This window comes from Leuconostoc fallax KCTC 3537, assembly GCF_000165675.1.
Classification (GTDB): Bacteria; Bacillota; Bacilli; order Lactobacillales; family Lactobacillaceae; genus Leuconostoc_B; species Leuconostoc_B fallax.
On sequence record NZ_AEIZ01000015.1, the window covers coordinates 29,680 to 43,093 of the forward strand.

The following is a 13,414-nucleotide window of genomic DNA, read 5'->3' on the forward strand; positions in this document are numbered from 1 at the left end:
ATATGATTATACAATGCGATATAGATACAATTGAAAAATCCAGCTCTACTTGAACTGGATTTTTATAGGTTTTAGAATGATCTGTTATTCCCATTCCACTGTCGCAGGCGGCTTAGCGGTAATGTCATAGACAACGCGATTAATATGACCCACTTCATTGACGATACGTGCAGAAATCTTCTGCAAAAGCTCCCATGGTAAGCGAGCAAAGTCAGCTGTCATACCATCAACTGATGTAATAGCACGAATTGCAATGGTGTAATCATACGTACGGTAATCACCCATAACACCAACAGAACGAACGCCTGTCAAAACTGTAAAGTATTGCCAAACATCCCCTTCTAGACCAGCATTCGCAATTTCTTCACGTAAAATAGCATCTGATTCGCGGACAATTTCTAACTTGTCTTCTGTAATATCACCAAGAATACGAATACCCAATCCGGGTCCAGGGAACGGTTGACGCCATACTAATTCATGTGGCATACCCAACGCTTCGCCCAATTCACGCACTTCATCTTTGAATAACTTATTCAATGGTTCAATTAGCTTGAAATGCATATCTTCAGGCAAACCACCAACATTATGATGTGACTTAATTGTCTGTGCTGTGTCCGTACCTGATTCAATCACATCAGTATACAGCGTTCCTTGCGCAAGATAATCAATGCCATCAAGCTTTTGCGCTTCATCATTGAAAACTTGAATAAATTCATTACCAATAATTTTGCGCTTTTTCTCTGGATCAGTAACACCTGATAGTTTTGTTAAGAAACGTTCTTGTGCATCAACTTTAATAATGTTTAGGCCAAACTTTCCACCCAAACTTTCCATCACAGCATCAGCTTCATTTTTACGAAGCAAACCATGGTCGACAAATATAGAAGTCAATTGATCACCAATCGCACGTTGTAACAAGACACCGACAACGGAAGAATCAACACCGCCAGATAAGCCAAGCAATACTTTCTTATCGCCAACTTCTTCACGAATGATTTGGATTTGTTCCTCAATGAAACTTTCCATCTTCCAGTTGGCCTGTGCGCCAGCAATATTGAAAACAAAGTTACGAAGGATATCTTTACCATGTTTACTTAATGTTGTCTCAGCATGGAACTGAACACCATATAACTTCTTATCATCGTTAGCGATTGAAGCAATTGGTGTTGTCTTTGACCCAGCAGCAACAACGAAGCCTTCTGGAACTTGAGTGACTGAATCACCATGGCTCATAAGTACTGTTTGCTCAGCTGGTGTATCAGCAAATAGCTGACCAGCATCTTTTGATAATACAAGTGTCGTTTGACCAAATTCACCCTGGCCATCAACAGATTTTACTTCACCACCTGGTAATGTATTGGCCATAAGTTGCATACCATAACAAACACCAAGTACGGGAATACCCAAATTAACTACTTCAGGGTCGATACCAAAAGCGCCTTCTTCATAAACTGATTTAGGACCACCAGATAAAATAATAGCCTTAGGTTGATAAGCTTTAATTTCATCAATTGTCATGTTCCGGCTTTTTAATTCTGAAAAGACACCAAATTCACGAATACGACGTGTGATGAGTTGATTATATTGTGAACCATAGTCCAAAACAAGGACTTTATCATGCGCTTGTTCGCTCATGTAATTCTCACTTTCATGTGTATGATATTAATAAGTTAGTGCTCGAAAATTAATGATTATAGTTCGGTGCAGCTTTGATATTTTGTACATCATGAGGATGACTTTCAAGTAATCCAGCACCCGTAATTTGAACAAATTGTCCATTATCAATTAATTCTTGAATATTAGCAGCGCCAGTATAACCCATACCAGCTCGAATACCACCAAGAATTTGCAACAATACATCGTCTAATTGACCTTTGTAAGTTGTTCGTGCTTCGATACCTTCAGGAACCATCTTGTTAGCTTCATTAACTTCGCCTTGGAAATAACGATCTTTTGAACCATTTTCCATAGCAGCGATAGAACCCATGCCACGATATTCTTTATATTGTGCACCAGTCACTTCATCAGTTAATAATTCACCTGGTGTTTCAAGTGTTCCAGCTAGCATTGACCCAAGCATAACGGCATTACCACCGGCAGCAAGTGCTTTAACAAGGTCACCCGAATACTTCATACCACCATCGGCAATAATCTTCTTATTATTTTTAGCGGCTGCAACAGCAGCATCTACAATTGCGGTTACTTGTGGGACACCTACACCTGCAACAACACGTGTTGTACAAATAGAACCAGGTCCAATACCCACTTTAACAACATCTGCACCAGCATCATACAATGCCTGTGCACCAGAAGTTGTTGCAATGTTACCAGCAATAATATTCAATGTTGGGAACGCTTCACGAACTTCAGATACCTTACGCAATACACCTTCTGAATGACCGTGCGCTGAATCCAAAACAATTGCATTTGCGCCAGCTTCAGCAAGTGCTTTAACACGATCCAAAGTGTCGGATGTTACACCAACGGCTCCAGCAACAATTAACTTACCATCAGCATCAGTTGCCGCAAGCGGAAATTTAGAACTGTCAAATGTTTCTGCTTTTACCTTAGCTACTTCTTCTGCTTGTTGGGCAATAAGTAGATTCTTGTGGATGACACCCATGCCACCATTTAATGCTAATCTTGTTGCCAAACGAGATTCTGTAACAGTATCCATTGCAGCTGATAGAACTGGAATATTCAAATGAAGTGTTGGGGTTAAGTCAACTGATAAATCAACATTGTTAGGTAGTACGTGTGATGCTGCTGGTTGCAACAAAACATCATCAAATGTTAAACCCAATTGTGTGAACTTACCGTTAGGTGAAAAAGTATTTGAAGCCATTGTGATCATTTCCTCCGGAATAGTTGATATATATGAAACTCAGCCTTTTAGTTAGCAATTAACTGATCCGCCAGTTTTATGACAACAAAAAAGCATTTGGGATGCACAGATCCACAAATGCAAATTAAAAAATTGGCACTTGCGGATAGTCACGACATAGGTGTGCGGTAGAGACTGCTGGCCATTATCCAGCGATATATCTGCAAATCATTTTTAGTTGTTGACAATACTTTACACGGTTTTATTAGAAAAATCAACCATTAAAATAGCTCATATACATTAGAAATTATCTCATAAAATTAGAGTATATTTTTAAACATAATGTCGGTCTAAGTGCACTAAATCATCATAACTTTCACGCGCAATAACCAACTTCGCCTGACCATCTTCAACAAACACTACAGCGGGCTTTGGATTACGGTTGTAATTAGAAGCCATCGCATAACCATAAGCACCTGTAGCTAGAATAGCTATAACATCTCCTGGTTTTGTTTGAGGTAATGCTTGTTGCCAAACTAGGATATCACCTGATTCGCAATATTTTCCAGCAATACGCACAACTTCCTCACTCTTAGCATTAACATTTGAAGCTAAAAGCGCTTCATATTCAGCTTGATACAAAGCTGGGCGAATATTATCTCCCATGCCACCATCTACAGCTAAGTAAGCGTTAATGCCAGGAATGTCTTTACGAGAACCAATTGTATATAATGAATAACCTGCCGGCCCAACAACAGAGCGACCTGGTTCAATCCATATTTCTGGCATCTTCATATTTAATGCTTCTGTTTTAGCCTTAACCGCATCAATGATTGCCGCTACAAATGACTCTGCTGGAATTGGCGTATCATCCTTAGTATAGCGAATACCAAAACCACCACCAACGTTAATCACTTCAACTTCATAGCCAAAAGATTCACGCCAGTCTGCAACAATATCCACTAATTTTTCAGCAGCAGCCACAAAACCATGGACATCAAAAATTTGTGAACCAATATGTGCATGAACCCCACGCATATTAATTTTAGAATTTTTCATCACACGTTCAAACGCTACACGTGCTTGACCAGATTTTAAATCAAAACCAAATTTAGAATCTTCTTGCCCCGTTGAAATAAATTCATGTGTATGTGCTGAAATGCCAGGTGTGATACGTAGCAAAACATTAACGCTTGTTGACCTCGTGCTCAAGATCTGTTCAATGAGATCAATTTCGTGAAAATTGTCCACAATAATCGCACCAATACCAGCATCAATCGCCATGACTAGCTCATCATAAGACTTATTATTACCGTTAAAACTAATATCTTCTACTGGAAAATTTGCCTGTAAAGCTGTATATAGTTCACCACCAGAAACAACATCAGTATGGCCACCTTCTTGGGCAACAACTTCGTACATACCAATAGCCGAAAATGCTTTGGAGGCATAACTCACCGCATATGGTACCTGTTTTTCCTCAAAAACACGTTTAAAAGCTTTAATTTGGGAGCGGATTTTAGAGACATCATACGCCACCAATGGTGTACCAAATTGCTGAGCTAATTGTGTGGCATCAGCGCCACCAATCAACAAATGGTTCTCTTGATTTATATCTTGTTCTGTAATTTGTTCTGACATCTGCTAATCTCCTTTAACAAAAAACTGGAAATGATTTTCCAGTTTTGTTTTATCGCTTACTTCATTATTTCTGATCGCTTTTTAATACACCACCAACAGCATAATGATCTTTAGGCATCTCTCGCAAGATAACATGGACGGCCTCGCGGCTAGCACCAGCATCCGCAACAATGACATCTGTGATATCTTTAACCATTTTAGCAAGCTGTTCGTGTGTGCGACCTTCTAGTAATTCGACTTGTACAATTGGCATATTCGTGTCCTCTTTTTTATATTATTATACCGACTAATGTTGCTGTTTATCAACTTCTTCAAGTTGTGATTTTAGCTGTTCTTCTGCTTCAATCTGAGTCTCAACCGTATCTACTTTTGGTACTGCAGCAGCCCGTTTCATTTGTAGCTGACGATCCGCATCTAAGAATTCACCCGAAACATTCACAGTATTGACCAAATTAACAAAAGCTTTAGGATCTGTTTGATGCACAATTTCTTGCATTTCAAATAGCTCATAACGTGATATTACCATCATCAAAGTTTCTGATTCGCGTTTGGTATATGCACCTTTAGACGGTAAAATCGTAATCCCGCGAATCAAGTCCTTATGCAACGCTTCAGCGACAGCTTCGCCTTTGGTTGTAACAATCAAAGCAGTAAGCTTCTGGTAACCAGTGTACAATGCATCAATCGCCCGACCAGTTGCATAAATACCAATTAAAGTAAAAAGCGCATTTTGCCAACCAATAAACGACCCGGCAATCAAAACAATGGCAAAGTTAATGACATTCATTAATGCACCGATTGATTTACCAGTACGCTTCTGTACTACCATTGCTACAATGTCCATACCGCCAGTTGAAAATCCATAGCGCATTGCTAAACCAATCGAAACACCAATCAGTAAATCACCAAACAGGGCTGATAATAAAGGGTCAGTTGTTAAGGGATCAATCGGCACAAAAATCAATAACAAGGAAACAAAGATAGCATTGGCAAAACTTAAGGCAGTAAATTTACCACCAATAAGTTTCCACCCAATAATACCTACTGGGATATTGAAAAGTAAAATAAAAATACCTGTCGGCAGGCTCACATGAAAAGCTTGTTGACCAAATAACGATAGCAATTGTGCAACACCATTAAAACCACCAGAAAATACATTATTCGGTACTAAGAAGGCATTCATGGCTAATACCTGTATCAGCGAACTACCTAAGAAGACCAATGCTGTCAGCAATAATTTACGATTCTTTAGCATACTGTTTCTCTCTTAACTAACATTCCTTATGACTTATATGATAACAAATTGTGCTTCATTTGTATTGTATTAAAATTATATTAATGATTTTAATTTAGAATGATCAAATATTGAAACAAAAAAGACAATTCAGTTTTTTGAATTGTCTTTTTATTTTTTCGCTTTGAAGAAATTAGGAACGTAGCGCATCTTACTGCCTAATACCTCATCTCCAAGTCCTTGCTTGAAGTAGAAGAATAAGAGCACGACACCACCTAGTGCTGCACTGATTAAGGCATTTAGTGTATTAAATAACCGCGTATTGCTTAGTAGTAAATGGCCTAATATGAATGCTGACCCACCTGCTACGATCATCATGACGATATTTGCAAGGAACATATACCATATATCTTGGCTAATACTATATAATGACACGCCATAAGCACGCTTTAGAAAATCTAACATATATAGTATCGCAATAACCATACCAACCACACTTGCCATTAGTGCGCCCATTCCTTCAAAATAACGAACCAAAGGAATCTGCAACATTATTTTGACAACAAGACCAACGGCAAATGATTTAATGACAATATTAACTTCTGACAAGGCTTGTAGAACAAACGACAAAAGCATAAACAAACTAAAGGCAATCGCCATAATGCTAGAGTACTGTAATAAATAAATACCTTCTTGATTAGTACTATCAATCGGATAAAACATTTTGTATAGTGGTGCAGCAATTGCAAACATCCCTAAAGCACTGGGCAACATAACTAAAACAAATAGCTTAAGCACCTGTTTTAATTGACCTTGGATATCATTTAAAGACAATACTGCACGATTACCGGATAACATAGGTAACGCTGTTGAGGCGATACTTGTTGCAAACGGGACAATAATCATAATGATTTTATTAGGATTAGCACTAAATAAAGCAAATTTTGTTGATAATTCAGCTTGTGAATCGGTAAAGAAATGACTCATAATACGAACATAACTAAATTGATCAACTAATTGAAATAATGTGATTGCAGAACCAATAATAATAAACGGCCATGATTCAGCTAATATATTAAAAATAATTTGGCGCGTTGATTCTGTTTCAATAACAGCATCATCATTTTGAGGCGTTGGTAACATCACATGGCGATATTTTAACCATCCCCAAGCAAAAACAGTAAAGCTAAATACTGCACCAATAAACGCAGCAAATGTAGATTGTACAACAACACCACGCCAATTTTGTGGATCTATGTTCAATATGATGACTGCCATTGCAATCATATAGATAACACGTGCAATTTGTTCAATCACCTGTGATAATGCTGAAACGTGCATGAGTTGGTAGCCTTGGAACATGCCACGAATCATTGACATTACCGGGAATAAGGCTACTGTTGGTGCCAATGAATGTAATACAGGAACTAAACTATCATTTTTAATGGACCACTGCGACAATTGTGGTGCTGCAACATAAATGATACTGCCAAATACCAATCCCAATACAATGCCCAAGAGAATGGATTGCCTCATTAACTGACGTGACTGGTACACTGCCTGACGCGCATTATACTCAGCAACTAACTTAGATATTGCTGCTGGAATACCCATAGTCGCAATTGCTAAGAAAATAGCATAGATATTATATCCTTGTGAAAATAAAGCATTAGCTTGATTGGCATAGACACCTAGAAGAGCCATCCATGGCACGATATAAACTGCGCCTAACACCCGAGAAAGGATATTTCCTAATGATAACCACGCAGAACCTTTAACCAACGTTGCTTGGCTTGTTTCGGTTGTTGATGGTTCAATTGGCGCTTCAATCATCCGCTGTTGCGTTGTATGAGTAGTGGCTCGTTCATCATCTTGATGATTATCATCTGAAGATGACTGGTGCTTTGTTTCTATACTTCTTTCGGGTAATAAACGACGCTTTGTACGTCGTGAACGATTCGCATTTTTACGCATACGCGATGGCTCTTGATGTTGATCATCTTGCCGCTTTTGAAGCTGAATCTTTGCTCGCGCCAGTATTTCTTCTGCTGTGAGCGATTGTCCATTAATCTCAGTCTCATCAACACGGCCGCCATTGTGTGAACGTTTATGTTGATCATCAAGCTGATCTTGCTTCGTCATCTTAATACTCCTCTGTACCTCAATATGTACCCACCAAATGAATACTTGGTGGTTGGCTGTTCATTAGTTCGCCACAATATTAACTATTTTACCAGGAATAGCAATAATTTTTCGAACCGATAAACCTTCAATACTTTTTTGAACATTTTCGTCTGCTTCTGCTAACGCAATGAGTTGTTCACGATCAGCATCTAGTGGCACAGTCATTCGACCTCTTACCTTACCATTCACTTGGAAAACAATTTCGGCAGTATCTTCCACTAATTGTGATGCATCGTACTTTGGCCATGCAGCATAACTCAAATCATCAGAATTATCCAATTTAGACCACAACTCTTGCGCAATGTGTGGTGCAATTGGTGCTAATAATTGGATAAAGCCGTTCATATATTGAACAGGCAACGCCTCGGCTTTATAGGCTTCATTAACAAACACCATTAGCTGGCTAATCGCTGTGTTGAAGCGCATGTTCTCCAAATCATCGGTTACTTTCTTAACAGTTTGATGGTAGATTTTATCCAACTCACCGGTATTCACTGTTGTCACATGATCTCGCAAACGATCTTCATCATCAATAAGTAAACGCCAAACACGATCTAACCAACGGCGTGAGCCACTAATACCTTCCTCAGACCACGGCTTACTCTGCGTCAATGGTCCCATGAACATTTCATACACGCGCAATGTATCGGCACCATAAGTCGACACGATGTCGTCAGGATTTACCACATTGCCCTTAGATTTAGACATTTTTTCATGGTTTTCACCCAAAATCATGCCTTGGTTCACCAACTTTTGGAATGGTTCCTTAGTTGGTACCACACCCAAATCATATAAGAATTTATGCCAGAATCGCGCATAAAGCAAGTGCAAAACGGCATGCTCCGCACCACCTACGTACAAGTCAACATTCATCCAATAATCTAGTTTATCTTTAGAAGCCAATGCTTCATTGTTATGCGGATCAACATAACGCAAGAAATACCAAGAAGATCCTGCCCATTGTGGCATAGTATTCGTTTCACGACGACCTTTCATACCATCTTCACGAGTCACTTTTAACCATTCTGTGGCATTAGCTAATGGTGATTCACCGTTACCAGTTGGCTTCAATTGATCTTGGGTCAAATGTGGCAAGCGCAATGGTAGCTCATTTTCAGGAACAAGTGATTTCGTACCATCTTCCCAATGAATCACAGGAATCGGCTCACCCCAATAACGTTGGCGTGAGAAAATCCAATCACGAAGACGATAGTTAACTTGTTCATGTCCCTTTTCATGTTCTTCTAACCAAGTGATGGTTTCAGCAATGGCATCTGCTTTATTTTTACCATTCAAGAAATCAGAATTAATGTGTAGTCCATCCCCTGTATAAGCAGCTTGTGTGACATCGCCACCTTCAATAACTGGGCGAATCGGCAAATCAAACTTCTTAGCAAAATCATAATCACGTTCATCATGTGCAGGAACAGCCATAATTGCACCTGTCCCATAACTCGACAAAACATAATCCGCAATCCAAATTGGCAATTGTTCACCATTAATCGGATTAACACCATATGCACCTGTGAATGCACCTGTTTTATCCTTATTTAAATCTGTTCGTTCTAAATCAGACTTGGTTGCAATTTGCTCTTTATAAGCCTTAACCGCTGCTTGTTGTTCAGGTGTTGTAATTTGATCAACAAGATCATGTTCTGGTGCTAATACCATATAAGCTGCGCCAAACAATGTATCTGGACGTGTTGTATAGACTTCAACTTGCTTATCTTTAGATCCAGCAACATCAAAAAATACCGACGCTCCTGTTGACTTTCCAATCCAATTGCGTTGTTGTTCTTTGATTGCTTCTGGCCAATCTAAATCGTCTAAATCAGATAACAAACGCTCGGCATAGGCTGTAATTTTAAGTACCCACTGTTTCATTGGTACCCGATAAACATCATACCCGCCACGTTCAGTCTTACCATTAATAACTTCTTCATTGGCAACGACGATACCGCCACCCGGGAAATCCGGCGCCCAATTGACCATCATTTCATCTTCGTAAGCTAATCCCTTTTCGTATAGCTTCTCAAATATCCATTGTGACCATTTATAAAATTCTGGATCAGTGGTATTAATTTCGCGTGACCAATCAATAGAAAATCCTAGAGATTTCACTTGTTTTTTGAATACTTCAATATTTTGATTCGTGAATTCGGCTGGATTATTTCCTGTTTTAATCGCATATTGTTCAGCCGGCAAGCCAAAAGCATCCCATCCCATTGGATGCAACACATTAAAACCTTGTGCTCGCTTATAACGGCTCATAATATCAGTCGCTGTATATCCTTCAGGATGTCCAACGTGTAATCCCTGTCCTGATGGATAAGGAAACATATCCATTGCATAATATTTAGGTTTATTTGTATCTTCAGTTACTTCAAAAGTATGATTGTCGTCCCAAAATTTTTGCCATTTGGTTTCGACTTCTTGGTGATTATAGGCCATAATTATTCCCCTTAAAAATTTTAAAATATTAAAAAACGCCCTATAGCATACTAAAAAAGTATACCATAGGACGATTAAAATCGTGGTACCACCTACGTTTACGTTCTAGATGTAACAATACATCTAACGCCTTATCTTAATCTTAACGCGATTGCACGTGATAACTACTGAGTCGTTCACTATCAGATTGACTAACCGAGTTCACTACTTTGCTTGATGAGCTTTCAGCACCGCCCATTCTCTGATGGCCACAGTATAGTTAATAGTGTTAGTTTATATGCATTTAATTGTAGCACATGCTTTATTGAAATTCAGATAAAAAATGCATTAAATACTTTTCAGCAACAACTTCATGAGTCCAACGTTGTAATGGTACAAAATCGTGACGCTGATTAAACGGTAAATCAGCAGTGTGCAACACAGCTACAAAACGATTATTTTCGGTGAGAAAGACCTGACCAATTTTGGAAAAAGTACCTTTCGTATGTTTACCAGTACGCCATACATTAACTTTGGCATTAGCATCTGGTAAATATTGTCCAGATGCATCCTGTTTGACAACAATACCAAAAAACTTTTGTGTGTCATATTTTGACTTACTCATCAGTAATACTTACTCCCATCTCAAAGCGTGTACTATCAATATCATTTTGCGACTGCAAGTGTAAGCTATAGTCAACATGCGCATCAATCATCTTAATTTGCGTTTGCGTTTGACATTTTGTATTTAACTCGGATAACAATTGATAATCTTCTTCTGTCAAACGATTTAACATTGCCCGAACTGTTAGACGAATCCATTGCACTTGCATGGCCTTATTCAAAAAAGCAACTTGGCCAAATGGCATTGGTCGTAACCATGTGTCATGGTCAATGGGTTGCGTGTTGACAGACACCATTGGTTTAGTATCGTTGATATACCATATAATTTGATAGACTCCTGGTGACGGACATTGTTCAGGATCAATACCAATTGGTGCTGTAATTTTTTGCTTTAAAATACGCAACTTACCCACTGTATGTTGTGTGATATTAAGCGGATAAATATCATGACCATCAAAGAAGAAATTCAAAGCAAACTCAGACTGTTCTGTTGTAGGACCACTAGGCACGTGCTTTTGTTTGGGCATAATTAACACGTTTTGTTCCAAATCACGTAATGCTTGAATTAATTTTCGGCGATTACCAGACACAATAATGGCTTTTGGTTGTTCAACTTCTACGACTTTCATAATGTCTGAAATTTCTAGCGGTTCTAAGTATTGCTTATCCGCCAAATGTGGCATCAATGTCGCATCATGCGGATTATTATTCATAATAACCGTATGATATTGCAATCTTCTCAATTCTGATAGCACCGTAGTCATGAGATAGCCACTCGCAGCAGAATCTCCCATTCTAAAAGCACCATTACCAATAACTAGAATGGAATCTGTCGCAACTTGGGTAGATTCGTTTTCTTCTTCGTAAGTCGCATAATACTGATGTGCATGTTCAGGAAATTCTCCAGCAGATGGCTCAACAGCTTTATAAGTCACATCAATTTGATTTTCTTGTGCTAAGGTACGAATGATTTCAAAACTCGTATGCCAGAATCGCGCAATAAGGCCATCAGATAAGCCGTGTTCTTTAGCGTTTTTGAGTGCACCAATATTATCAACAGCAGCCTCAACGCTTTCTTCTAAACGTAATAAGCGCTGTAACTGATAAAAATAAAATTCATCAATATGCGTTAATTCGGCTAATTCATCAACCTCGTAGCCCCGCTTAATGGCCTCAATTAGCAATAAGACGCGATTATCTTGTGGATGAATTAATTGCTGAATTAATTCATCATCACTAATCCCCTGCATAAAAGTGGGTGAGAAACTCGCGTTATTGAAATGTGCTGAACGGATTGCTTTTTCTAACGCTTCAATAAAGGTACGACCAAAACCTAATACTGTACCAACAGATTTTTGAATACTACTTAACTGACGGTTAACCTGAACACCTGATTCTGCCAGTTCACCAAAAGGAAAAACTGGTAATTTAACCACAACATGATCCATCATCGGTTCCATGATGGCAGTTTTAGTATGAAAATAATGGGGCAACCTAATTTCATCCAATGGCACACCAATCGCAAGATTAATCGCAACTAATATAGTCGGATAGCCAGTCGCCAAAGTTGTACGCATCGCCATTTGATCGATATAAGGCGATACCTTGATAATGAATATCTCGCCAGAATCGTCATCAACAGCAAACTGCACATGCATTGTGCCCTCAAGTTGTAACAAATCAGCGATGTCAAAAGCATATTTTCTCAATTTTTGGAGTACTTGATCTTGCAATGTTAATACGGGTGAAATGCTGAGTGAGTCAATTGTATGAATACCAATGGGATCCATATCTTCACTTGCGCCAACACGTAACTTATTGCCACGTCTATCCCGCATAACTTGTAAGCTTACTTCTTTTAAGCCATTAATAGCACGAGAAAAGACTACTTCCTGTGTTAACGACTGTGTTTTAACTTGGTTAAAAATTTCATCAAAATCATCAACTCGTTCAACAATACGTCTCGTATTTTGAACAATAGGATGCAAGGCGCGAATCATTAATGGTAATCGCACTTGACGCAATAAGTCATTAGCTTCATCTCGAGCATGAACAACGTGATTCGTAATAACTGGTAAGCCAGCTTCTGCTAAATAATCGGTCATTGCCGCAACGTTGACAGTCTTTAGCATCATTTCAATGCTCAATCCCAAAGTTTGTGGCAAAGGACCATCGCCCTTTTGCCAATCTTGCACGACCTGAGTCCAAATACGCAAGGCTCGATCGCCACCAAAAAGTGGAATAACAGTGTCAATATCTTCTTGATGAATAATATTTTTTATATTTTTGGTCGTTAATGGTTGCCAAAAAACTTGTGCTGCTAAGCTCTCCAAAGAAAGTGAATACGGATTTTCATCAATTAAATAGGCTTCTAACCCAAACTGATTCAACTCTGGCATCACTTGAAAAATAGCAGCATCATGTTCTGATTCACGGCCAAAATCATTAGGCCCAGAACCAATAAACAACACTTTTTT

General features: G+C 38.8%; 9 protein-coding genes and 1 riboswitch. All 9 genes read right to left on the minus strand.

Annotation, left to right across the window (positions count from 1 at the left end; translation table 11 throughout):
* Positions 1 to 84: 84 nt before the first annotated feature.
* The 9 genes from guaA to LEUFL_RS0103890 all read right to left on the minus strand — a co-directional run bounded on the left by guaA (position 85) and on the right by LEUFL_RS0103890 (position 13,408).
* Positions 85 to 1,635, minus strand: coding sequence for a glutamine-hydrolyzing GMP synthase (guaA, locus tag LEUFL_RS0103850; RefSeq protein ID WP_010007590.1), 1,551 nt, complete (start codon positions 1,633 to 1,635; stop codon positions 85 to 87).
* Between the two features lie 49 nt (positions 1,636 to 1,684).
* A complete protein-coding gene (gene guaB, locus LEUFL_RS0103855) occupies positions 1,685 to 2,845 on the minus strand; it encodes an IMP dehydrogenase (RefSeq protein ID WP_010007591.1) in 1,161 nt (386 codons plus the stop codon).
* Positions 2,846 to 2,971: 126 nt separating this feature from the next.
* A riboswitch (purine riboswitch) is annotated at positions 2,972 to 3,067 on the minus strand.
* Between the two features lie 90 nt (positions 3,068 to 3,157).
* The gene (lysA, locus tag LEUFL_RS0103860) at positions 3,158 to 4,465 is read right to left on the minus strand and encodes a diaminopimelate decarboxylase (RefSeq protein ID WP_010007592.1); all 1,308 of its coding nucleotides are present in this window, start codon (positions 4,463 to 4,465) and stop codon (positions 3,158 to 3,160) included.
* A gap of 64 nt (positions 4,466 to 4,529) precedes the next feature.
* The gene (gene thmT, locus LEUFL_RS0103865) at positions 4,530 to 4,718 is read right to left on the minus strand and encodes a 2-hydroxymuconate tautomerase (RefSeq protein WP_010007593.1); all 189 of its coding nucleotides are present in this window, start codon (positions 4,716 to 4,718) and stop codon (positions 4,530 to 4,532) included.
* A 33-nt stretch (positions 4,719 to 4,751) separates the two neighbouring features.
* The gene (locus LEUFL_RS0103870; RefSeq protein ID WP_010007594.1) at positions 4,752 to 5,720 is read right to left on the minus strand and encodes a YitT family protein; all 969 of its coding nucleotides are present in this window, start codon (positions 5,718 to 5,720) and stop codon (positions 4,752 to 4,754) included.
* A gap of 150 nt (positions 5,721 to 5,870) precedes the next feature.
* Positions 5,871 to 7,841 (minus strand): putative polysaccharide biosynthesis protein, encoded by a 1,971-nt coding sequence (locus tag LEUFL_RS0103875; protein ID WP_010007595.1) that lies wholly within the window; start codon positions 7,839 to 7,841, stop codon positions 5,871 to 5,873.
* A 63-nt stretch (positions 7,842 to 7,904) separates the two neighbouring features.
* The gene (leuS, locus tag LEUFL_RS0103880) at positions 7,905 to 10,334 is read right to left on the minus strand and encodes a leucine--tRNA ligase (RefSeq protein ID WP_010007598.1); all 2,430 of its coding nucleotides are present in this window, start codon (positions 10,332 to 10,334) and stop codon (positions 7,905 to 7,907) included.
* Between the two features lie 301 nt (positions 10,335 to 10,635).
* Entirely contained in the window at positions 10,636 to 10,938 is a 303-nt protein-coding gene (locus tag LEUFL_RS0103885; protein ID WP_010007599.1) for a DUF7671 family protein, read from the minus strand.
* Complete coding sequence (locus LEUFL_RS0103890; protein ID WP_010007600.1) at positions 10,931 to 13,408, minus strand: carbamoyl phosphate synthase preATP-grasp domain-containing protein; 2,478 nt, start codon at positions 13,406 to 13,408, stop codon at positions 10,931 to 10,933. Before LEUFL_RS0103890 ends, LEUFL_RS0103885 begins: the two co-directional genes overlap by 8 nt.
* Positions 13,409 to 13,414: the final 6 nt, after the last annotated feature.

Coding starts and splice junctions, on each gene's coding strand:
- guaA (WP_010007590.1), bottom strand. CDS start 1,635: ATGAGCGAACAAGCGCATGATAAAGTCCTTGTTTTGGACTATGGTTCA.
- guaB (WP_010007591.1), bottom strand. CDS start 2,845: ATGGCTTCAAATACTTTTTCACCTAACGGTAAGTTCACACAATTGGGT.
- lysA (WP_010007592.1), bottom strand. CDS start 4,465: ATGTCAGAACAAATTACAGAACAAGATATAAATCAAGAGAACCATTTG.
- LEUFL_RS0103875 (WP_010007595.1), bottom strand. CDS start 7,841: ATGACGAAGCAAGATCAGCTTGATGATCAACATAAACGTTCACACAAT.
- thmT (WP_010007593.1), bottom strand. CDS start 4,718: ATGCCAATTGTACAAGTCGAATTACTAGAAGGTCGCACACACGAACAG.
- LEUFL_RS0103870 (WP_010007594.1), bottom strand. CDS start 5,720: ATGCTAAAGAATCGTAAATTATTGCTGACAGCATTGGTCTTCTTAGGT.
- LEUFL_RS0103885 (WP_010007599.1), bottom strand. CDS start 10,938: ATGAGTAAGTCAAAATATGACACACAAAAGTTTTTTGGTATTGTTGTC.
- leuS (WP_010007598.1), bottom strand. CDS start 10,334: ATGGCCTATAATCACCAAGAAGTCGAAACCAAATGGCAAAAATTTTGG.